This window comes from Pseudaeromonas sp. HNCC25DJ180 (assembly GCF_055413345.1).
In genome coordinates, this window is record NZ_JBVAYF010000018.1 from 38,621 (window position 1) to 59,693 (window position 21,073).

At 58.4% G+C, this 21,073-nt stretch carries 17 protein-coding genes; 9 read left to right on the top strand and 8 right to left on the bottom strand.

Annotated elements, in window-relative coordinates; translation table 11 throughout:
* Positions 1–64: 64 nt before the first annotated feature.
* The 5 genes from tesB to ACZYTD_RS15520 all read right to left on the bottom strand — a co-directional run bounded on the left by tesB (position 65) and on the right by ACZYTD_RS15520 (position 6,672).
* Positions 65–925 carry an acyl-CoA thioesterase II gene (tesB, locus tag ACZYTD_RS15500; RefSeq protein WP_463893392.1) on the bottom strand — a complete coding sequence of 287 codons (861 nt, stop codon included), beginning with the start codon at positions 923–925 and terminating at the stop codon, positions 65–67.
* Between the two features lie 129 nt (positions 926–1,054).
* Complete coding sequence (gene thrC, locus ACZYTD_RS15505; protein ID WP_463893393.1) at positions 1,055–2,326, bottom strand: threonine synthase; 1,272 nt, start codon at positions 2,324–2,326, stop codon at positions 1,055–1,057.
* A gap of 15 nt (positions 2,327–2,341) precedes the next feature.
* Positions 2,342–3,295, bottom strand: a complete 954-nt coding sequence (thrB, locus tag ACZYTD_RS15510) for a homoserine kinase (protein ID WP_463893395.1) — start codon at positions 3,293–3,295, stop codon at positions 2,342–2,344.
* A gap of 1 nt (position 3,296) precedes the next feature.
* On the bottom strand, positions 3,297–5,753 hold the full coding sequence (thrA, locus tag ACZYTD_RS15515; RefSeq protein WP_463893396.1) for a bifunctional aspartate kinase/homoserine dehydrogenase I: 2,457 nt from the start codon (positions 5,751–5,753) through the stop codon (positions 3,297–3,299).
* Between the two features lie 217 nt (positions 5,754–5,970).
* Positions 5,971–6,672: a tRNA/rRNA methyltransferase gene (locus ACZYTD_RS15520; RefSeq protein ID WP_463893397.1), complete on the bottom strand. Its 702-nt coding sequence runs from the start codon at positions 6,670–6,672 to the stop codon at positions 5,971–5,973.
* A gap of 192 nt (positions 6,673–6,864) precedes the next feature.
* Between ACZYTD_RS15520 and ACZYTD_RS15525 the strand changes: the two genes are divergently transcribed.
* The 9 genes from ACZYTD_RS15525 (at position 6,865) to lplT (ending at position 15,809) form a co-directional block, all read left to right on the top strand.
* Positions 6,865–7,353, top strand: coding sequence for a hypothetical protein (locus tag ACZYTD_RS15525; protein WP_463893399.1), 489 nt, complete (start codon positions 6,865–6,867; stop codon positions 7,351–7,353).
* 384 nt (positions 7,354–7,737) lie between these two features.
* Positions 7,738–8,454, top strand: a complete 717-nt coding sequence (gene arcA, locus ACZYTD_RS15530; protein ID WP_463893401.1) for a two-component system response regulator ArcA — start codon at positions 7,738–7,740, stop codon at positions 8,452–8,454.
* A gap of 251 nt (positions 8,455–8,705) precedes the next feature.
* The gene (gene metN / locus ACZYTD_RS15535) at positions 8,706–9,749 is read left to right on the top strand and encodes a methionine ABC transporter ATP-binding protein MetN (protein ID WP_463893403.1); all 1,044 of its coding nucleotides are present in this window, start codon (positions 8,706–8,708) and stop codon (positions 9,747–9,749) included.
* A complete protein-coding gene (locus ACZYTD_RS15540; protein WP_463893405.1) occupies positions 9,730–10,383 on the top strand; it encodes a methionine ABC transporter permease in 654 nt (217 codons plus the stop codon). The genes metN and ACZYTD_RS15540 overlap by 20 nt, the downstream gene beginning before the upstream one ends.
* 30 nt (positions 10,384–10,413) lie before the next feature.
* Positions 10,414–11,214: a methionine ABC transporter substrate-binding lipoprotein MetQ gene (gene metQ, locus ACZYTD_RS15545; RefSeq protein WP_463893406.1), complete on the top strand. Its 801-nt coding sequence runs from the start codon at positions 10,414–10,416 to the stop codon at positions 11,212–11,214.
* A 116-nt stretch (positions 11,215–11,330) separates the two neighbouring features.
* Positions 11,331–11,834, top strand: a complete 504-nt coding sequence (gene rfaH / locus ACZYTD_RS15550; RefSeq protein ID WP_463893407.1) for a transcription/translation regulatory transformer protein RfaH — start codon at positions 11,331–11,333, stop codon at positions 11,832–11,834.
* A gap of 192 nt (positions 11,835–12,026) precedes the next feature.
* On the top strand, positions 12,027–12,338 hold the full coding sequence (locus tag ACZYTD_RS15555; RefSeq protein ID WP_463893408.1) for an ArsR/SmtB family transcription factor: 312 nt from the start codon (positions 12,027–12,029) through the stop codon (positions 12,336–12,338).
* A gap of 42 nt (positions 12,339–12,380) precedes the next feature.
* Positions 12,381–14,522 carry a bifunctional acyl-ACP--phospholipid O-acyltransferase/long-chain-fatty-acid--ACP ligase gene (gene aas / locus ACZYTD_RS15560; RefSeq protein ID WP_463893409.1) on the top strand — a complete coding sequence of 714 codons (2,142 nt, stop codon included), beginning with the start codon at positions 12,381–12,383 and terminating at the stop codon, positions 14,520–14,522.
* 15 nt (positions 14,523–14,537) lie between these two features.
* The gene (gene lplT, locus ACZYTD_RS15565) at positions 14,538–15,809 is read left to right on the top strand and encodes a lysophospholipid transporter LplT (protein WP_463893411.1); all 1,272 of its coding nucleotides are present in this window, start codon (positions 14,538–14,540) and stop codon (positions 15,807–15,809) included.
* A 75-nt stretch (positions 15,810–15,884) separates the two neighbouring features.
* Here the strand turns inward: lplT and dgt are convergent, their stop codons facing one another.
* The 3 genes from dgt to glgC all read right to left on the bottom strand — a co-directional run bounded on the left by dgt (position 15,885) and on the right by glgC (position 21,046).
* Positions 15,885–17,267 carry a dGTPase gene (gene dgt, locus ACZYTD_RS15570; protein ID WP_463893412.1) on the bottom strand — a complete coding sequence of 461 codons (1,383 nt, stop codon included), beginning with the start codon at positions 17,265–17,267 and terminating at the stop codon, positions 15,885–15,887.
* Positions 17,268–17,302: 35 nt separating this feature from the next.
* Positions 17,303–19,606, bottom strand: a complete 2,304-nt coding sequence (gene arcB / locus ACZYTD_RS15575; RefSeq protein WP_463893413.1) for an aerobic respiration two-component sensor histidine kinase ArcB — start codon at positions 19,604–19,606, stop codon at positions 17,303–17,305.
* Positions 19,607–19,741: 135 nt separating this feature from the next.
* Positions 19,742–21,046: a glucose-1-phosphate adenylyltransferase gene (gene glgC / locus ACZYTD_RS15580; protein WP_463893415.1), complete on the bottom strand. Its 1,305-nt coding sequence runs from the start codon at positions 21,044–21,046 to the stop codon at positions 19,742–19,744.
* Positions 21,047–21,073: the final 27 nt, after the last annotated feature.

Below are 21,073 nucleotides of genomic sequence, written 5' to 3' on the forward strand. Positions count from 1 at the left end.
ATACGATCGGCTGAACTTTACAAAAATTAACCAATCGAGCCACAGGCCTCAGGTTTATCCGGACTCAACCCCGTTTACGGATCACCCCTTCTTGCACTGTGCTGGCCACCAATTTGCCATCCCGACTAAAGAACTGGCCGCGCACCAAACCACGCCCCCCCGAGGCACTGGGGCTCTCCACCACATAGAGCAGCCACTCATCGAAGCGACACTCCCGGTGAAACCACATGGCGTGATCTATGGTGGCGACCTGCAGGTTTGGATCGAAGAAAGCGACACCATGAGGTTGTAGCGCGGTGGGCAAAAAATTGAAATCCGAGGCATAGGCCAGCAGATAACGGTGTATCGCCTGCTCGGCGGGCATCTGACCATTCGCCTTGAACCAGACATAGCGTTTCGGTGCACAGGCTTCAGCCCGCAGCGGATTGACGAAGGTGACGGGCCGCATCTCGATGGGCTTTTCACTCAACAACTTATCGTGCAGCACAGGCGGAATGAACGCCTTGAGCTCCTCAGCCCAGGCTAGCTCACTCTTGAGCCCTTCAGGCCCAGCCACTTGGGGCATCACATCCTGGTGCTCAAGACCCGGCTCTTCCAGCTGGAAGGAGGCATTTAGATAGAAGATGGCATTACCATGCTGACTGGCCTGCACCCGCCGGGTCGAGACGGTATTACCATCGCGAATATGCTCCACCTCATAGAGGATGGGGCAGGTCACATCCCCCGGGCGCAGAAAATAACAGTGCAGCGAGTGCACCATTCGCTCCGGCTCCACCGTCTGCTGCGCCGCCGAGAGTGCCTGCCCCATCACCTGACCGCCAAACACGGCACCAAAACCCAGATCCTGGCTTTGACCGCGAAATTGGCCCGCGTCGAGAGGCTCTAGCGCCAGTAGCGAGAGGAGATTATTGAGTACCTGAGTCATATGCTTGCTCGCAAACCACGAATGTGGAGCGAAGGCTAGCAGATCGGTAGTGGATTGAAAAACCACAAAGAGAGGCGTAAATAAAAAACGGGCAGCTTAGGCCGCCCGTGAGTCGAGAGAGTGGCGACGTTACGCCTTCAGCAGATAGGCGCGCAAGGCGGCAAAATCGGCATCCATCTCATCGGAGAGCAGGGCCAGATCGGCGCGCTCAGCCAGCGGAGCAGGCAGCGTCAGCTCAATATTGAGGATCGACTCGACGCTCTCCTTGAACTTGGCCGGATGAGCCGTACAGAGGAAGATCCCCGCTTCACCCGCTTGCAGTTCGCTTTGCAGCAGATCCCAGGCGATGGCACCGTGGGGCTCACACAGATAACCCTGAGCATAGAGGCGCTTGAGCGCATCTTCCGTCTGGGCATCGCTACGCGAGCCGGAAGCCAGGCTCTTGAGATCCCAGCCCTTCACCTTGAACAGCTCTTCCACCCGCGGCCAGTTGTTGGGACGACTCACATCCATGGCATTGGAGAGGGTTGCGACGGTAGCCTTCGGATCCCAGCTGCCGTTTTGCAGGTAACGGGGCACGGTATCGTTGGCATTGGTGGCCACCATGAAACGCTTCACCGGCAGACCCAGCGCCTTGGCGATAAGGCCCGCAGTCAGGTTGCCGAAGTTGCCAGAGGGCACGGCTATGACGGCCTCGGCACGCTTCTGGGCAGGCAGCTGGGCGAGCGCTTCGAAGTAGTAGCAGACCTGAGCCAGCAAGCGGCTGATGTTGATGGAGTTGGCTGAATTGAGGCCGATGGCTTTTTTCAGCTCTTCATCATCAAAAGCTTGCTTGACCAGAGCCTGGCAATCATCGAAGGCGCCATTGACGGCTATGGTGCGGATATTGCCACCCAGGGTGCAGAAGAGTTTCTCCTGCAGCGGGCTGATCTTGCCCTTGGGATAGAGGATCACCACCTCGATATTGGGCAAGCCATAGAAGGCGTGCGCCACCGCTGCCCCGGTATCGCCAGAGGTCGCGGTCAGAATGGTGATCTTATTACCATCGGCAATAGCCGTCAGGCACTGGGCCATGAAGCGGCCACCAAAATCCTTGAAGGCCAGGGTCGGACCATGGAACAGCTCAAGGGCATACTGGTTCTCCCCCACCTTGACCAGCGGTGCCGGAAAGGTGAAAGCGTTGGCAATAAGTTGCGCCAGCTCAGGCAACTCGTCACCCAGCAGATGACGCAGGATAATGGCGGAACGCTCTACCAGCGGCTTGGCCAACAGGCCATCCACATCGGCCAGCGGCGCTATGCTCTCCGGGAAGAAGAGCCCCTGTTCACGACCCAACCCCTGCTTGACTGCCTGGGCAAAATCGACCTGTTCACTGTGATCCTTGATATTGTAAAGCTTCATACGCTACTGCTTCCCTTACTCGATGACGTTGACCGTGGTGCCGGCACGATCGATGCGGCACACGTGGCAGAACCCGTCCTGATTCTGAATAAAATTGGCTTCCAGCCACTCCTGCATACGCAGGGCCTGCTGCTTGTCGGTCATGACCACAAACACGCTGGGGCCAGAGCCTGAGATGCCGGTGGCCAGGGCACCAGAGAGCGCCGCATGCTGCCGCACCTGGTTGAAACCGGGGATCAGGGCCTGACGATAGGGCTCGGCGATCACATCCTTGAGCACACTGGCGGCCAGCTGCTCCTGACCTGTATAGCTGGCATGGATGAAGGCGGCCAGACGACGACCATAGGTCAAACAGTCGCTGCGACGGTATTGGGCCGGCAGAATGGCCCGCGCCTCGGCGGTGCTGATGCTGATGCCAGGGTAGCAAGAGACCCAGTACCAGTTTTCGAAATCCGGGATCGACTGGCTGATGACGCCAGCCTCTTCGATCATCAGCTGGATGCCGCCCAGGTAGCAGGGCGCCACATTGTCAAAATGGACCGAACCAGAAATGCTCCCCTCCAGTTCCCCCATCAGCAGCAGTTGCTCATCTTTATCCAGGGCAAAATCGTGGAAACCGTTCAACCCTTCCAAGGCGGCCACTATGCTCGACGCACTGGAGCCCAACCCTGAACCGATAGGCAGGTTCTTCTCCAGCACCATGTGCAGCGGCTGGATCGACTTCCCCTTCTTCTTCAACGCCTCGGCATAGCCCAGATAACAGGCGTAGACGATATTCTTCTGCGGATCGCTCGGCAACTTATGGGCAAAACGACCACGGCACTCCAGGGAGAAGGCTTGGGTGCTGGCATGCACCTCGACCCGATCGCCCAACAAGCTGCCGTCAATCGGGGCGAGCGCCGCCCCGAGTACGTCGAAACCGACACTGACATTCCCAATCGATGCGGGTGCGTAGGCAACAACCGCCATATTAAACCTCCTGCTTCCAGTTCAGAGTCCGCAGCAGGTCGGCAAATACCCCGGCCGCAGTCACTTCAGTTCCCGCCCCATAGCCGCGCAACACCAGCGGTATGGGTTGATAATAGGTAGAGAAGAAGGCCAGCGCGTTTTCGCCATCCTTCACCTTGTAGAGCGGATCATTCTCATCCACCGCCTTGATCGCCACCCGGCACTTACCATCCTGAATGGAGCCCACATAGCGCAGCACCTTGCCTTCGGCACGGGCCTGGGCCACTGTCTCGGCAAACCAGGCATCCGCCTCGGGCAAGCGACGAATGAAGCTCTCGGTATCGCCGCTGGCATCAAAGCCTGGGGGCAGCGCCTGTTCAATCTGCACATCTTCCAGATTGAGGGGCATACCGGCTTCCCGGGCCAGGATCAGCAGCTTGCGCGCCACATCCATGCCACTCAGATCATCGCGCGGATCCGGTTCGGTGAAACCCTTGGCCTTGGCGGTCAGCGTGGCCTCGGAGAAGCTCATCCCCTCATCCAGCTTACCGAAGATGAAGGAGAGAGAGCCGGAGAGAATACCGGCGAAGGCCTTCAGTTTATCACCCGCCTTGATCAGGTTCTGCAAGTTTTCAATCACCGGCAGACCGGCACCCACGTTGGTCTCGTACAGGAACTTACGACGGGTCAGTTGCGCCGTTTTGCGCAACTCGCGGTAGTAATCCAGTGAACTGGTGTTGGCCTTCTTGTTCGGGGTGACCACATGGAAACCCGCCGCCAGGAAGTCGGCATACTGGTTGGCGACGCTTTCGTCCGAGGTGCAATCGACGATCACAGGGTTGATGAGGTGACTCTCCTCCACCAGCGTCTTCACCGCCGCCAGGCTAAAGCCCTGTTGCGCGGCGTCGAGCTCTGCCTGCCAGTTAGCCAGATCCAGACCATCGCGGCTCAGAGCCAGCTTGCGGGAGTTGGCCAGGCCAACCACACGCAGACCTATCCCCTGATCAGCCAATACCGGCTGCTGACGACGGATCTGCTCCAGCAGAGCCCCGCCCACACCGCCCAGCCCGACCAGGATGAGATCGATGAACTGCATGCTGGTAAAGAAGTTCTGGTGACACGCCTTGATGGCCTCATTCACCTTCTCTTTGGGCACCACAGCCGAGATGGAGCGCTCGCTAGAGCCCTGAGCTATGGCCACCACATTGATGTTGCCCTGCGCCAGAGAGAGGAAGAAGCGCGCGGCAACGCCCTTGCTGGTACGCATGCCATCACCAACGACCGAGATGATAGCCAGATCGTGGCGCATCTCGATCTCTTCGAGCAGACCGGCCTTGAGCTCCAGTTCAAACTCCTCTTCCAGGATATTGCGCGCCTTCTGCGCATCATAGGTATGGATACAGAAGCTGATGCTGTATTCAGAGGAGGATTGGGTAATGAGGGTAATGGAGACGCCGGCGCGCGACACGGCAGTGAAGATACGTCCGGCCATGCCGACCATCCCCTTCATCCCTGGCCCGCTGACGTTGATCATGGAGATGCCCGCCAGATCGGAGATCCCCTTCACCGGCAGTTCGTCATCACCCTGCTCGGCAATGAGGGTGCCCTCGCCCTGAGGATTGAAACTGTTCTTAATGAGGCAGGGAATATGAAACTGGGCGATAGGCGCTATGGTGCGCGGATGCAGCACCTTGGCGCCGAAATAGGAGAGTTCCATCGCCTCTTTATAGGACATGCGCTTGAGCAGCACAGCATCTGGCACCAGGCGCGGGTCACAACTGTAGACCCCATCCACGTCGGTCCAGATCTCGCAGCACTCGGCACTGACACAGGCCGCCAGACAGGCCGCTGAGTAGTCGGAGCCGTTGCGCCCCAGCAGGACCAGTTCGCCCTTGGCGTTGCCGCCGGTAAAGCCGGCCATCAGGTAGATGGCACCGCTCTTGAGAGGCTCGGATTGGAAGCGGGCACGGGAGACATCAATGTTGACGTGGGATTCCAGGAACCCCCCTTCGGCCAGCAGCAGCTTGACCGGATCGATCAATACGACTTCATGACCCCGAACCATCAACAACTCTTGCATACAGGCGATGGAGAGCGCTTCACCGCGGCTCAAGATTTGCGCCTGAATATTGTCCGGGCACTGCCCCAGCAGCGTGATGCCCTGCATCTGACGACGCACCACACCGAACTCCTGCTCCATGCGCACCTTGAGCTTGGCATCATCCAGCGCTGGATATTTCGCCTTTAGCCCAGCGATGAGCCGAGTAAAGATGGCCTCGATCTCAACCAGCGTACCGTTAGAATCCAGGCCACGGCTGGTCTGCTCCACCAGCGCCACCAGGTGATTGGTCACCTTGGCGGGAGCCGAGAGCACCAGCGCCACTTGGGCTTGCTGCTGGTTGTTGACCACAATGTCGGACACCCGCAAGAAACGCTCGGCATCAGCCAGCGAGGAGCCGCCAAATTTCAAAACACGCATACACATCTCCCTGTAACGAAAAGGCCCGTACCTTGTGGGTACGGGCCTTTGGAATTTCTGAACATGTTGTCAGTGCACTCAGCAGCCCGCCCCGAACCCACCCAAGGTGGTGCCGGTAATGGTAATCGTGATGGTGCGGATGATCACTGACAACATGTTGGAAATCAAACCTGAATGAATAAACGGCCCTAGCAATACCGGATTGAGGGTAGGGCTGTCAATCTATTCTTGTGTTGGCCAACGCTCTGGCCAAGTCCTTGCACAGCAGATGCAACAGGTTAAGATCCCGCTGACCCAGCATAGACACCCCATCCTTTACCCACTTTCTTAGCTTTTCATCCTGTTCAACTCCGACTTTATCGAGTATTTGTGCTGATGTGGTTTGCAGGGCTCGAACCTGACCCACCGCGACTTCCTGCGCCGCAACCTCGGACTCGGCTTCATCGAGCAGGGAGGTGAGTTCATAAGCATAGAGCATCACCGCCTGCCCCAGATTGAGAGAGGGATACCCCACCCGCAGGGGCAGGTAACTGACCAGATCGGCTTGTGCCAACTGGGCATTGGAGAGCCCAGACTCCTCGCAGCCGAAGAGTATGCCCACCTTGGCCAACCCGCTTTTATTGCGGATCTGGCTGCGCACTTCGCTTGGGGTCAGATAGCACTGATGCTGCCCCCGCTGCCGGGCCGTGGTCGCCACCACCAGATCCAGATCGGCCAGAGCCTCCGGCAGGGAGTCGAAACTCTCGGCGCCAGTTAATAGCTCCTGAGCACCATGCGCCACCCAGGAGGCTTCCTCCTTGGTGTGCACTTGGCTGGCCACAATGCGTAAATGAGAAAACCCCATGGTCTTCAGCGCCCGAGCCGCCGCACCGACATTTTCCGCTCTGGCCGGGGCCATCAGAACAAAATAGAGATCCATCCTCACCTCCACGCATTTGGGGCGGTCAATGTACCCGTCCGATCGGCATAATTCCAGCCTGAAGCCGGTATGTGTTCATTTGGCTCATCAGACAAAAATCAGTATTTGTGGTGTAAAAAAGAGCAGCTGGCTCACTTTACAGACCCCTCCGCTATGCCATGCTTGGTAGACGTTATTGATAGGAGTCTCACCATGCTCAAGCCACTCATATTGTCGGTTGCCCTGCTGGGGTGCGGCTCGACTTGGGCTGCCGTCGCACCGCTTGAGCCAGGCAAGACCGCATTGGGTGAAAACTTCTATACCCATAACTATCATCCCAGCCTGCTGGAGCAACATCAGCAGCAACGTCAATCCTCTGTCTATGACTGGCAGTTTACTGGCGGCTATCAGGAGCAGTGGCAAAACTGGCGCACCTTCATGGAGGCCGGAGCCGCCGCCGCAGAGCAGTCTCAGACACAACTCCCCAGCTCGGCCGTTCAACTGGTGTCAGGGGTTAGCTATCAATGGAGCAATTTATTGCTCACCAGCCGGGTACGCCAGGTCTATACCGAACTTCATGATACCCAGCTGGAGTTCAGCTCCGCTTATCAGCTACTGCCCAGCCTCTCCATGCTGGCCGAATATGGCCTCTCCCAAGAGAAGCAACAGGCCGTCAAGCTGGGCGTCTCCTACCATTTCTAATCTGCTACTCTCGTCTGCTGCTGCGTAAGCCGCCAGATAGAAGCATGCCGGCTCATGGGAGTGCAGTTTGTCTCGAACGGGCCCAGCTTTTTCACATCCCCCCACAGGCTGCAAACTAAAGTTGACATATGTCAAACAAGCCCCAGAAAGTCATAACCTTTTGTTAGCACCCCATTGTTAACTCGCTGTTACTTGATAGATTCCATGCTCAAGATTGCCCCCTCGTCCGAAACGATTTCCACAACAAGTTGTTAACTCGCGCACTGGGGTCAAAGAGCTCCCACCGCTGTTGCTCGAGATTAAAAAATAACATGCAACTCCCTTCCATTTCGGCCTGGGCTAGGCGATAAATTTAAACAATTAGTTAACATTCGGGTATTGGTCATGCATACACCTCAAATATTGATCGTCGAAGACGAGCTAGTGACGCGCAACTCTCTGAAGAGCATTTTCGAAGCCGAAGGCTACGCCGTGCTCGAAGCCAATAATGGCGATGAGATGCACGACCAGCTCTGCGACAATGATGTCGACCTCGTGATCATGGACATCAACCTGCCGGGCAAAAATGGTCTGCTGCTGGCCCGGGAACTCAGGGAGAAGGGACAAACTGGGCTGATGTTTCTCACCGGTCGCGACAATGAGGTAGATAAGATACTGGGGCTGGAGATTGGCGCCGATGACTACATCACCAAACCCTTTAACCCCAGAGAGCTGACCATCCGCGCCCGCAACCTGCTCAACCGCACCATGCGCGACGAAAGCTCACTCCTGAACGATCAGGTGGAAAACTACAGCTTCAATGGCTGGACCCTGGACATCAATAGTCGCAGCCTCATCAACCCCAGAGGGGAGAGCTACCGCCTGCCCCGCTCCGAATTTCGCGCCCTGCTACACTTTTGCGAGAATCCGGGCCAGATCCAGACCCGCGCCGATCTGCTGCAGAAGATGACAGGCCGAGAACTCAAACCCCATGACAGGACGGTCGATGTCACCATTCGCCGTATCCGTAAGCATTTCGAGTCCTTCCCCGATACACCGGAGATCATCGCCACCATACATGGCGAGGGATACCGCTTCTGCGGCACCTTCGGAAAACTCTAATCTCAATCGGGGCGCCATGCGCCCCGACTGCTTTCTTCCTTACCGCCAGCCGCCACACTACTCAGCCCCCCTTATACAATAACTGGCATAAGATATTAGCCATTTAGCCATCCAGACATAGACAAGTCCATTGACATCCCCGCCGCCGCCCCCTAGCATCTTTTACCATCAAGCAGGGGAAACGATAGCCGTAACCGCTGACGTTAACCCACTACAGCAGCCAGAATATCGGCATTGCCGCGGAATCACTCATGATTAAACTAAGCCGAGTATCCAAGACCTATGGTCAGGGCGCCCAGGCCGTGGTTGCCCTGCAGCCCACGGACCTGCAAGTCGCTCCGGGCGAAATTTTTGGCGTCATTGGCGCCTCGGGGGCGGGCAAGAGCACCCTTATCCGCTGCGTCAATCTGCTGGAACATCCCACGGCCGGGAGTGTCGAGGTGGATGGCGTGGAGCTCACCGCCCTGAGCGAGGCCGAACTCACCCTGGCTCGCCGCAAGATCGGTATGATCTTCCAGCACTTCAACCTGCTCTCCTCTCGCACCGTGTTCGAAAACGTGGCGCTTCCGCTGGAGCTGGCCGGCCTGGCTCGCCCGCAGATCCAGCAGAAGGTAAACAGTCTGTTGGCCCTGGTCGGGCTGAGCGAACGGGCTCATGCCTATCCATCTGAACTCTCAGGAGGACAGAAGCAGCGGGTCGCGATAGCCCGCGCGCTGGCACCGGATCCCAAGGTGCTGTTGTGTGACGAGGCCACCTCGGCCCTGGATCCCAACACCACCCAATCCATATTGGCCCTGCTCAAGGAGATCAACCGCAAGCTGGGGCTGACCATACTGCTCATCACCCACGAGATGGAGGTGGTCAAGAGCCTCTGCCACAAGGTGGCCATCATCCACCAGGGTGAGCTGATAGAGCAGGGGGAAGTCGCCTGGTTCTTCAGCCATGCCCAGACTGAACTGGCGCGGGAATTTATCCACTCCACCATCCATCTGCCCATTCCCGAAGAGTTCCAGGCCAGGTTGAGCCAGGAGCCCAGTGCCGGCAGTTGGCCCCTGCTACGCTTGGGTTTTACCGGCAAGAGTGTGGATACGCCGCTCATCTCCGAGGTGAGCCGTCGTTATGGGGTCGATATCAGCATTCTTAGTGCCGACATGGAGTATGCCGGCGGCGTCAAATTTGGGTTTCTGCTGGCCGAGCTGGTCGCCGACAGCGCAGCCTCGGCGCAAACCATAGCGTTTTTCCGTGACCATCATGTACAGGTAGAGGTGCTGGGCTATGTCCGAAGCGATGATTAATCTGCTATTGCAGGCTCTGGGAGAAACCCTGCTGATGGTGCTGGCCTCAGCCCTGTTCAGCGGCCTGATAGGTATTCCGTTAGGCGTGGCCCTGCATGTAACCAAGTCAGGGCAGATATTGCAGCATCCCGTGCTGAACCGGGTATTGGGGGCCATCATCAACCTGGGCCGCTCCGTGCCTTTTATCATACTGCTGGTGGCCATCATCCCCCTGACCCGACTGATAGTCGGCACCAGTATCGGTACCGTCGCCGCCATAGTGCCGCTCACGGTCGGGGCCATCCCCTTTGTGGCTCGACTCATAGAGGGAGCCCTGATCGAGGTGCCATCAGGTCTGGTGGAGGCGGCCCAAGCCATGGGCGCCAAGCCCCTGCAGATCATCCAGAAGGTGCTGCTGCCTGAGGCCCTGCCCGGCATTCTCAACTCTCTGACCATTACCCTGGTAACCCTGGTCAACTACTCGGCTATGGCGGGTGCCATTGGCGGCGGCGGGCTGGGTGACGTGGGAATACGTTATGGCTACCAGCGATTTGACCCCCTGGTCATGCTCATCACAGTCGCCATCCTGGTCATACTGGTACAACTCATTCAGAGCCTGGGTGATCGCTTAGTCAAACAGGTTGACCATCGCTGATCCCAACTCATTCACCCCTAGGAGGTTTTCATGAAGTTATCCCTGCAATCCGCTGCCGCCGCGCTGCTCGCCGCCTTGCTCATCACAGGTTGCGGCAAGAGCGAACAAGACAACCACATCAAGGTCGGCGCCATCGCCGGGTCTGAGGCTCAGGTGGTCGAAGTAGCCAAGAAAGTCGCCAAAGAAAAATATGGCCTGGAAGTTGAAGTGGTCACCTTCAGCGATTTTGCCACCCCCAACGTGGCGCTGAATGATGGCAGCATTGATGTCAACGCCTTCCAGCACAAGCCCTATCTGGATTCTCAAATCAAGGATCGCGGCTTCAAGCTGGTCTCTGTCGGTAACACCTTTGTCTACCCGATTGCCGGTTACTCGAAGAAGATCAAGAGTCTGAGCGATCTGAAAGCCGGTGCGCAAGTGGCTGTGCCCAATGACCCGACTAATCTGGGTCGCTCCCTGCTGCTGCTGCAAAAGCAGGGGCTGATCAAGCTCAAGCCGGACGTAGGCCTGAATGCAACCGTGCTGGACATAGTCGAGAACACCAAGCAACTGAAGATAGTCGAGTTGGAAGCGGCACAACTGCCCCGCTCTTTGGAAGATGTAGAGTTGGCCATCATCAACACTGTCTACGCTTCACAAATCAACCTGCTGCCCAACCGTGACGGTCTGTTCGTGGAAGACAAAGAGTCACCCTATGTGAATCTCATCGTTGCCCGCGAAGATAACCAGAATGCGCAGAAGGTGAAGCAGTTCGTTCAGGCCTATCAGAGCGAGGAGGTCTACAAGGCCGCCGCCGATCTGTTCAATGGTGGAGTGATTAAGGGCTGGTAATTCCGTCTGATGGCTATTTAGCCCCAGTATGGGACAATAATCGAAAGGCCACGTTTGCGTGGCCTTTCTGCTATGCAGAGGTTATCGTTACATTAAAAAGCAGCACGGAACTAATAATGAATAGTTGGTATCTAGCCTATTGCCGCCCTCGCGAAGAGGATCGCGCCTATCAACACCTTAAAAATCAAGGCGTTGAGAGTTATTACCCCATGGTTGAAGTTACCCGACTCGTTAAGGGTAAGCGCACTGCTCGCATGGAGCCCATGTTTCCCTCTTATCTCTTCGTCAACGTCGATCTGGAGACCTTTCCGGCTACTCGCCTGAACTCCACCCGTGGCCTGCGTCACATCATCCGTTTCGGTGGCCAGTGGACCACCATTCCCAAGGAGCTGGTGTTTAACCTGATGTGCCATGAAGACTCAGACGAACTGCGCAGCAAGCTGAGTAAGATGCCTAACTGTGGCGACAAGGTGCTGATCCACGATGGCCCCTTCCAGGGACTCGAAGCCATCTACCAAGAGCCGGATGGCGATAAGCGCTCGATACTGCTGCTGGACATGCTGCAGAGCGAAGTGCGTCACGCCTGCGACAACCGCAGCTTCTCCCCTATCCAGTCCTAATCCTCCGCTTTGGAAACAGGTCACACTCAACCTGTTTCCCGCCCTTCACTGTTCTGCCAGGTGGCCAACCCCGTCGCATCAACACGACTCATGAGAGTCGCAGTAATTTGCGCTAGAGCACAAAAAGCCCCCTTTACACGCCCTGAGTATTGGTTATCATGTCGACATGTTTAATAAAGTCGAAATGAGTCCATGCATCACGACTACTCTCGCGCCATACCCGCTACCTGGCAGCAGATCGCCAAGGTCTTCAATGCCTTGGGGGATGAACATCGTCAGCGCCTCCTGCTCACCTTCGAACCGGGTGAACGGCTGACCGCTGGCCAACTGGCCGCGGTATCGACGCTTTCGCGCCCCACCGTCTCCCATCATCTGACGATTTTGCGCCAAGCCGGGGTACTGCAACATGAACGAAAGGGCAAGGAGATCTACTTCTGGATCGATAAGCCCTTTCTTAACCAGGCCCTGCAAAGTGTGCAGACCTATCTGCAGGACGAGGCATAACACTCGTCCCACTACTGGAATTTACCCGCAAGGAAGGAACCTATGCCCATCATCAAACTTCTACTGCGCCTGCTGTTTACCCTGCTGTTCCGGGTAGAGGTGCGCGGCAACTGGCAGGCCATGCAGGAGCAACGGCTGCTGATCGTGGCCAATCACGAATCCTTTTTGGATGGCATGCTGCTGGCGCTGTTCATGCCAGGCAACCCCGTCTTCGTGGTCCATACCTGGGTGGCCGAGCACTGGCTATTCAAGCCCTTGCTCTGCCTCATCGACCATCTGGCTGTCGATCCTACCGCCCCCATGGGCATGAAGCAGGTGATCCGCCTTATCGAGCGCGGCCGCCCCGTGGTTATCTTTCCCGAGGGACGCCTGACCGTCACCGGCTCCCTGATGAAGATCTACAACGGCCCGGCCTTCATTGCCGCCAAGACCGGCGCCACTGTGCTGCCGGTGCATCTGGATGGCCCGGCCCGTACCTACTTCAGTCGCATGGGTGGCCACTATCCACGCCGCTGGTTGCCCAAGATGCGTATCACCATCATGCCCAGCCAGAGGATTGCCATGCCCGAGGCCTGCAGTGGCCATGAACGACGCGCCAAGGCCGGTGAGGCGCTACGCCGCATCATGCAGCACATGCTGTTTGCCACTCGCCCCCAGGGCACGCTGTATGAATCGTTACTGGGAGCCATCTCCTTGTATGGCCGCCGCTATGGTCTGATTGAAGATATGCGCCAAGTGGAGCACAGCTACGGCGACCTGCTGAAGATGACGCTGGGGCTGGGACGGATGACCACCCGCCTGGCCGCCCCCGGCGAGCGCATCGGTCTGCTGCTGCCCAACCTCACCGCCACCCTGGCCTTGATGATAGGTTCAGGCGCCTTTGCTCGGGTCCCGGCCATGCTCAACTACACAGCCGGTCGCCAGGGCATCACCTCGGCTTGCCGGGTCGCCGGCATCCGGACACTCATCAGCTCCCGAGCCTTTATCGAGACGGCGCGCCTGGGCGAAGTAGTAGCAGCCCTGCCCGAGACGCTGAAAATCGTCTATCTGGAAGATCTGCGCGCCCAAATGAGCTGGCAAGACAAGCTCTGGGTGCTGGCCGCCCTCTGTCTGCCCCGAGCCCTGCTTCCCGCCCAGAATAGCCATAACGAGGCCGTCACCCTGTTCACCTCCGGCTCGGAGGGGGTGCCCAAGGGCGTGGTGCTCACCCACCGTCAACTGCTGGCCAATCTGGCCCAGATCCAGGCGGTGATCGACTTTTCGGTCGATGACAAGTTCATGAACGCCCTGCCAATTTTTCACGCTTTCGGCCTGACTGCGGGGACGCTGCTGCCCGTCGTCACCGGGACCAAGTTGTTCCTCTACCCCTCCCCCCTGCACTACAAGGTGATCCCCGAGGTGGTTTACGATCGCAACTGCTCTGTGCTGTTTGGTACCAGTACCTTTCTCGGCAACTATGCCAAGCACGCCCATCCCTATGACTTCTTCCGCATGCGCTATGTGATAGCCGGTGCCGAGAAGCTGGCCCAACCGGTACGTGAACTCTGGTTCGAGAAGTTTGGGATCCGCATCCTGGAGGGGTATGGCGCCACCGAAACCGCCCCGGTCCTGGCGGTCAACACCCCCATGGCCTACCGCAGCGGCACAGTCGGGCAGTTTTTACCGGGAATAGCGTGGCAGCTGGAGCCCGTTCCCGGCATAGATCAGGGTGGCCTGCTCCATGTGCAGGGGCCGAATGTCATGGCGGGTTATCTACGAGATACCCAGCCGGGTGTGCTGGAGCCAACCGCCTCCGAGCTGGGGGCGGGCTGGTATAACACAGGCGACATAGTGACTGTGGATGAGCAGGGCTTTGTCAGGATTGCCGGTCGTCTCAAGCGCTTTGCCAAGATAGCCGGAGAGATGATCTCGCTGGAGGTGGTAGAAAAACTGGCAACCCAGGCCACCCCGGAGCAACAGCATGCCGCCAGCTCACGACCCGATGAGAGCAAGGGGGAAGCCTTGGTGCTCTTCACCACGGACCCCACCCTCAACGGCGAGCGGCTGGGCCAACTGGCCCGGGAGCAAGGGTTGCCCGCCCTGGCCATCCCCCGCGATATCCGCCTGGTCACTGCCCTGCCCCTGCTGGGCACGGGTAAAACCGATTATGTCAGTCTCAAGGCCATGGCCGCCCAGTCGGCCTAAACAAGGAGCTTACTCATGGAACGACAAGCACACACCCTGGCCACAGGCCAACCGGATGCCCCGCTCTTCTCCCGCGGCATGAGCGCCGTCCTCATAGCGCAGTTTCTCTCGGCCTTTGCCGACAACGCCATATTGGTGGGGGCCATCAAGCTGGTGATCACCCTATCGCAACAAAAGGGGATGGACGCCCTGCTGCAGGGCAGCTTTGTGCTGCCCTATATAGTGCTGGCCCCCTTTGTTGGCTTGCTGGCGGATGCCCTACCCAAGGGACGAGTGATGTGGCTGGCCAACGCCGTCAAGCTGGCCTCGGGCTGTGCCATGCTGCTCATCGCCCTGCAGGGCTCACAAGGTACCGTACTCTGGGTGATCCTCGCCTATGTGCTGACCGGCATAGGGGCCGCGGTCTACTCGCCGGCTAAATATGGCATCCTCACCCAGCTCTGCGCTCCCCGGCAATTGGTGCAGGCAAATGGTTTGATGGAGGGCTCGACCATAGTGGCCATACTGCTGGGCTTTGTCTGCGGCGGTTGGCTGGCCGATGTGTCGCTGGTGCTCCTGCTGACGGTGATCACCGCCTGCTATGGCTTGGCGGTAGGGCTCTCCCTGCTCATCCCCCGCCTGCCCATAGTTCACCCTCATCAGCGGGTGTCGATCTGGGTCATGATAGGCGACTTTACCGGAGCCGTGACCACGCTACTGCGGGATCGTCAGGCCCGCACCTCCCTGTTGGGCACCAGCATGTTCTGGGGCTCAGGTTCTACCCTGCGCCTGGTGCTGTTTGCCTGGGTTCCCTTTGCCCTGGGCCTCACCGAAACCAGCTCTGCCACCAACTTGGGCGGTGTGGTATCCGTGGGTATCATAGTGGGGGCCGGTTTGGCCGCCTGCTGCATCAAGCTGGAGCAGGCGACTCGGGCCTTGTGGGCCGGGCTGTGCATCGGTCTCCCTCTGCTGTTCATGGGCTGGGCCAGTGAACTATGGCATGCCGGGGCCATGCTCATGGGGCTAGGCGCCGCCGCAGGCTTCTTCGTGGTCCCCCTCAATGCGCTGCTGCAGACTCGCGGCCAGGTGAGCGTCGGGGCTGGCCATGCCATAGCGGTACAGAACTTCTGTGAAAATCTGCTGATAGCCGCCTTCGTCGGCCTGCACTATCTGGCCAGCCAGTGGCTCAATCCGGCTCAGGAGGTGTTTGCCTTCGGCCTGTTACTGGTGGGGCTGATGGGCCTGCTGCTGCTCAGCTACCATCTGGGCAAGCGCACCCCACCCCTGGTGGCAGAAGAGGCCGTCTAACAACCGCTAGCCGCACTCAAAGCAGAGCGGGGCCTGATGGCCCCGCTTTTTATTGGCTGGAAATATCGGGATAAGTCAGATCCCCGAGAGCAGGCGGTACTCCTCCAGCACATAGGTGTCGGTCATGCCGCTGATATAATCGATGAGCAGTCGTACCCGGTAGTACCACTCATGTTCGTCGGCCCGCTCGAAGCCGGCCTCATCCTGCTGCAGGGCCTGCTGATAGGCCTCGATGTGGCGGCGCGACAGACGATGGCAGAGCCGACTCTCGAAGGGATGGCGACCCAGTCCCCTACCTGCCAGCAGCTCGCTGAAGTCAAGGCGCGGCAAGGCCAGTAGACGGGCATAGCGCTCCAGCACGCCCCACAGGGCGGCATACCCCTCCAGCTCCAGGGCCTCCACCTCACGACGGGTGAAGATCTGCTCCCGGGCCAGGCGCCGCAACAAAGAGAGCGTCTCCACGGCCGGATGCTGATCGGCCAGCAGTGGCGAGGCAAACTGCCCGGCCAGTATCTTAGGCTCCTGCTGCTGGTACGCATCGGCCAGTACCTGCACCAGATCCCGGCTCAGTTGACGACGAAATGCCGGAAAGAAGCCCTCCTCACTCTGATTACCCAACGCGAGCAGCCCTGCCAGATACTCCTCCCCACGCCACTGCGCCAACAGATGCGCCTGCAACTGCTCCAGGGTCAACAAGCCGCGATCGACGGCATCCTCCAGATCGGCGATGCAATAACAGAGATCGTCAGCTGCCTCCATCACATAGACCAGAGGGAAGCGCGCCCCGGCGGGCAACCCCAGGGTCTGGCGCACGGCGGCCACCAGCTGACGTTCGCTAAAGAAATAGCCCACCTTGGTTGGCATGGACCCTTGGCCAGCCGCCACCTCCATCACCCCCATGGGCACCTTGATGAGGGAAGCCAACAGGCTGAAGGTCAGGTTGAGTCGTTGTAACGAGTGCACCAGGCGCAGGCTCTGGGCATTACCATCGAAGGCCAGCAGGTCCGGCAACAGCAAGTTCTGCCATTGAGCAGAGGGGGGGCGCTGCAGGCTTCGGCCATAGAGGGCCGGTAGATGATTGGCCAACCAATCCCGCAGCACAGACTCGCCGAAGTGGCCAAAGGGGGGATTGCCCACATCGTGGAGCAGGCAAGCCATCTCCATCAAATTGAGCAGGGGCACCTGGGGTAACTCGGCGCCCAGACGCGGCAGCAGCGCCAACATCACCTCGCGTCCCGCCTGCTGCACCTCCAGTGAATGGGTCAGTCGGCTGCGCACCGAGGCCTTTACATCCAACGGAAAGACCTGGGTCTTCTGCTGCAGGCGACGCACCGGCGCGCTCTGCACTACCCGGGCCCGATCGCTCTCCGTGGCGGCCAACAGGCTCTCACCACTCACAGCCCGATAACGCTCGGCCTGCAGTAGCTGCTGGTAACTCATCTGCGGCTGCTCTGCCATGGCGCTCGTATCCTTATTCTAGGTGTCAACAGCCCTCACGCCTGTAGCAGGAGCTTAAGCTGCGCTATGTCTTCCGGGTAGTGGTGGCGAATGCCCTCTATCCAGTCGGCTATGTTTTCCCACCAGGCGGGCAGTTCCGGGCTCTGGGCCTGCTTGGCCAGCAAGTGAATACGTTTAAGGCCAATGGCCCCGGCCGCGCTTTTGATCTTATGGGCCTCGCTGGCGATGCCCGCCTGATCCCGGGCCACCAGATTGGAATTCAGCAGCGCCAGGTAACCGGGCATCATCTGCTCAAACAGGGCGACGGCCTGCAGCAGCACAGGTTTGCCCACCATGGTGGCATACTCTTCGATGTAGGCTCGCTCCAGTATGGCATCATCCACCATCGGCTCTTGGGTTCCATTCAGCGGACAACTGACAAAGAGGCTGCGCAGGGTAGCGTTAAGATTGTCCACCGCCAGGGGTTTACCGATCACCGCCACCATACCATGGTCATAGTATTCGGTTTTGTCGCGAATAAGATTAGCGGTCAAGGCCACCATGGGCGGCAAGGCCTCCCGGCCATAACGCGCAAGCAGGGTATCGGCAATATCAAAGCCGGTCATATCCGGCAGTTGGATATCCAGCAAGAAGAGATCAAACTCCTCTGGCTTAGCCAGGGCCAACGCCTCCTGCCCATTACGAGCGACCGTCACCTGATGACCAAATTTTTCCAACAGCGCCGTCGCCACCGTGATATTGAGCTCCACATCCTCCACCATCAGAATGCGTAATGAGGGTATGGGCATAGGCGGCTCCTCTTGAATGTCATCCAACCGCTCCACCTGCAGCTCGAGCGTGAAACAACTGCCATGTCCCTCTTCACTGTCCACCTCCATGCACCCCCCCATGGCCTCCACCAATTGGTGGGAAACCGCCAGACCAATGCCGGTGCCGACCGCATGCTTCTGACCACCCACCTGGTAATACATGGCAAAGATCTTCTCCAGTTCAGACTCGGGAATACCTATACCGGTATCCTCCACCTCAAAGCGCAGTAACAACTGCCGCTCCGCCAGTTCTGTGGCATACACCCGCAGGCTGATGCCGCCCTCTTCGGTAAACTTAACGGCGTTCCCGGTCAGATTCCACAACACCTGGCGCAGACGAGTACCATCGGCCAGCACCCAGTGGGGCAGCTCACCATCCAGATCGTAGTTGAAGTAGAGACCCTTCTGCTCTGTCATCAGCCGAGTCAACAGCTCCAGATCATGCAAGAAGGCGGGTAAATCCAGGCGCGCCGGGGCGATCTGCAATCTGTGCCGGTCCAGCTTGTCCAGATCTATGATGTCATTGAAGATGTTGCCCAGCGTGACGGCACTCAGGTGAATGGTATTGAGCTGGCGGCGCTGTTCGCCACTCAAGGGGGTATCCAGCAGTATGCGGCTCAGCCCCACTATGCCATTGAGCGGGGTGCGCAACTCGTGACTGATGGTCGAGACGAAGGTGGTCTTATCCCGGCTCGCCTGCTCCAACTGCTCCTGATAGCGCTTGCGTTCAGTCACATCCCGACCAAAGCCCAATAGGCCAAGTCGCTTGCCGCGGCCATCGTAGAGCGGCACCTTGCGCATCTCGAAACAGACCTTATGGCCATCCGGGTAGACCATCCACTGCTCATAGGTGTAGTGACTATCCTGGACGAAGACCTGCCGATCGGTTTCCACCACGCGTTCGGCAATAGGGTGACTATAGACATCCCAGGGGGTGAGGCCGATGAGCTCCGCCTCTTTGAGTCCGACCAACTGCTCCATGGCCTGATTACAGCCGGAAAATTGCCCCGCCTCATTGCGGTAATAGATGAGATCCGGCGAGCTGTCGATGAAGGAGCGCACCAGGGCACTGCGCTCTTCCAGCTCGGCCTGGGCCTGCTCCCGACGTTGTACCTCGGCTTTCAATTCAACCATGGCCTGCTGCCTGGCCACTTCGACCCGCCGGGTCTCTTCAATCTGTTGGTTGAGTTGACTGATGTTGCTCTGCAACTGCTGGTTCAAGGCTTGATCCCGCTCGCGCATCTCCTGCAACTTGCTCACCATATGGGTCAAACGCTGGCGGGAGTCTTCCAGTTCATCGACCACGGCGGTGAGAAAGTAGGCGGCCCAAGGGGTCACCAGCAGACCAAAGAAGACGGAGCGTACTATATCCACCGTATCCACGGCGCCACGCAGCAACAGGGTGATCCCCATCTGGATCACCACGGCCAGCACTATGATAAAAAAGGCTAATAGCAGGCTAAAACGGATGATGCCGAGGCGGGTGAGCCAATCTACATAATACTGCGCCCAGGAGGTGATCTGTCGCATGGGGGGTTCCGGCAGAAGATAAGGGACTCATCATAGCAAGTTGCGTGGCCTATCGTTGGCACCAGCACGCACTTTTCGGGGATCTGGGCTTAAAAAAACAGCAGGAGCGAGCCTCCTGCTGTCAGCTAAATCAAATTAGCGGGGACGATCCGGCCTGGGCTCCATCACATCGGACTCCGCATTCAATCCTAAGGCCTTGAGCATGCTCTTGGTCACCAGCACCACCCCCTTTTCACTGCGGTAGAAGCGGCGAGCATCGGCCTCGGCATCCTCACCAATCACAGTGCCTGGCGGCAGCACACACTGCTTGTCGAGGATCACCTTGGTCAAGCGACAGCCGCGGTGGATCACCACATCGGGGAAGGCCACCACCCCCTCCAACTTACAATTGGAGTGAACACGCACCCCGGTAAAGAGCGCCGAGTTGCCAATATCCGAACCACTGACAATGACCCCGCCGGAGAAGACCGAGTTGCGGGTACTGCCGGACTTACCCTCATAATCCTGGACAAACTTGGCCGGAGGCAACTGCTTCTGGTTCGTCCAGATGGGCCACCCTTCGTCATAGAGATCCAGCTCGGGCACCACGGAGGCTAAGTCCATGTTGGCCTCCCAGAAGGAGTCAACTGTCCCCACATCACGCCAGTAACAACCATCCTCATGACCCCGGTTACGGACACAGGAGTAACCAAAGGGGTGGGCATGGGCCTGCCCCTGGCGTACCACTTTGGGAATGATGTCCATGCCAAAGTCACGGCGGGAGAGCTGATCCTCCTGATCCTCTTCCAGCAACTGGTAGAGATAGGCGGCGTCAAACACATAGATCCCCATGGAGACCAAGGCCTTGTCAGGATCCCCTGGCATGGCGGGTGGATCTTCCGGCTTCTCGACAAAATCGGTGATCTTGCGACTCTCATCCACCTGCATCACGCCAAAAGCCGAGGCTTCGGCGCGGGGCACCTCGATACAGGCCACAGTGACCGGCCCCCCCAGCTGCACATGATCCAGCAGCAGGGTGGCATAATCCATCTTGTAGACGTGATCCCCCGCCAACACCAGGATGTACTTGGGTGCATAGTCGCGCACTATATCCAGATTCTGATAGACAGCATCGGCGGTGCCACGATACCAGTTCACCTCATCGACCCGCTGTTGCGCAGGCAAGAGGTCGATGAACTCATTCATCTGGTAGCGCAAAAAAGACCACCCCGCCTGCAGATGGCGTAGCAGGCTGTGAGATTTGTACTGGGTTACCACACCGACCCGACGCACTCCGGAGTTGATGCAGTTGGAGAGCGCGAAGTCGATGATGCGAAATTTGCCACCGAAGTGGACGGCTGGTTTAGCCCGATTGGCCGTCAATTGCATCAGGCGGCTACCACGGCCGCCCGCCAATACGAGAGCCATGGTCTGATTGATGGCCTCACGGGCCTGACTCATGGATCCGGGTCCTACTGATACCAAGTT

What these genes read in the sequence shown, in the direction of transcription:
- tesB (WP_463893392.1), bottom strand. Translation starts at nt 925, where the DNA reads ATGACTCAGGTACTCAATAATCTCCTCTCGCTACTGGCGCTAGAGCCT.
- thrC (WP_463893393.1), bottom strand. Translation starts at nt 2,326, where the DNA reads ATGAAGCTTTACAATATCAAGGATCACAGTGAACAGGTCGATTTTGCC.
- thrB (WP_463893395.1), bottom strand. Translation starts at nt 3,295, where the DNA reads ATGGCGGTTGTTGCCTACGCACCCGCATCGATTGGGAATGTCAGTGTC.
- thrA (WP_463893396.1), bottom strand. Translation starts at nt 5,753, where the DNA reads ATGCGTGTTTTGAAATTTGGCGGCTCCTCGCTGGCTGATGCCGAGCGT.
- ACZYTD_RS15520 (WP_463893397.1), bottom strand. Translation starts at nt 6,672, where the DNA reads ATGGATCTCTATTTTGTTCTGATGGCCCCGGCCAGAGCGGAAAATGTC.
- ACZYTD_RS15525 (WP_463893399.1), top strand. Translation starts at nt 6,865, where the DNA reads ATGCTCAAGCCACTCATATTGTCGGTTGCCCTGCTGGGGTGCGGCTCG.
- arcA (WP_463893401.1), top strand. Translation starts at nt 7,738, where the DNA reads ATGCATACACCTCAAATATTGATCGTCGAAGACGAGCTAGTGACGCGC.
- metN (WP_463893403.1), top strand. Translation starts at nt 8,706, where the DNA reads ATGATTAAACTAAGCCGAGTATCCAAGACCTATGGTCAGGGCGCCCAG.
- ACZYTD_RS15540 (WP_463893405.1), top strand. Translation starts at nt 9,730, where the DNA reads ATGTCCGAAGCGATGATTAATCTGCTATTGCAGGCTCTGGGAGAAACC.
- metQ (WP_463893406.1), top strand. Translation starts at nt 10,414, where the DNA reads ATGAAGTTATCCCTGCAATCCGCTGCCGCCGCGCTGCTCGCCGCCTTG.
- rfaH (WP_463893407.1), top strand. Translation starts at nt 11,331, where the DNA reads ATGAATAGTTGGTATCTAGCCTATTGCCGCCCTCGCGAAGAGGATCGC.
- ACZYTD_RS15555 (WP_463893408.1), top strand. Translation starts at nt 12,027, where the DNA reads ATGCATCACGACTACTCTCGCGCCATACCCGCTACCTGGCAGCAGATC.
- aas (WP_463893409.1), top strand. Translation starts at nt 12,381, where the DNA reads ATGCCCATCATCAAACTTCTACTGCGCCTGCTGTTTACCCTGCTGTTC.
- lplT (WP_463893411.1), top strand. Translation starts at nt 14,538, where the DNA reads ATGGAACGACAAGCACACACCCTGGCCACAGGCCAACCGGATGCCCCG.
- dgt (WP_463893412.1), bottom strand. Translation starts at nt 17,267, where the DNA reads ATGGCAGAGCAGCCGCAGATGAGTTACCAGCAGCTACTGCAGGCCGAG.
- arcB (WP_463893413.1), bottom strand. Translation starts at nt 19,606, where the DNA reads ATGCGACAGATCACCTCCTGGGCGCAGTATTATGTAGATTGGCTCACC.
- glgC (WP_463893415.1), bottom strand. Translation starts at nt 21,046, where the DNA reads ATGAGTCAGGCCCGTGAGGCCATCAATCAGACCATGGCTCTCGTATTG.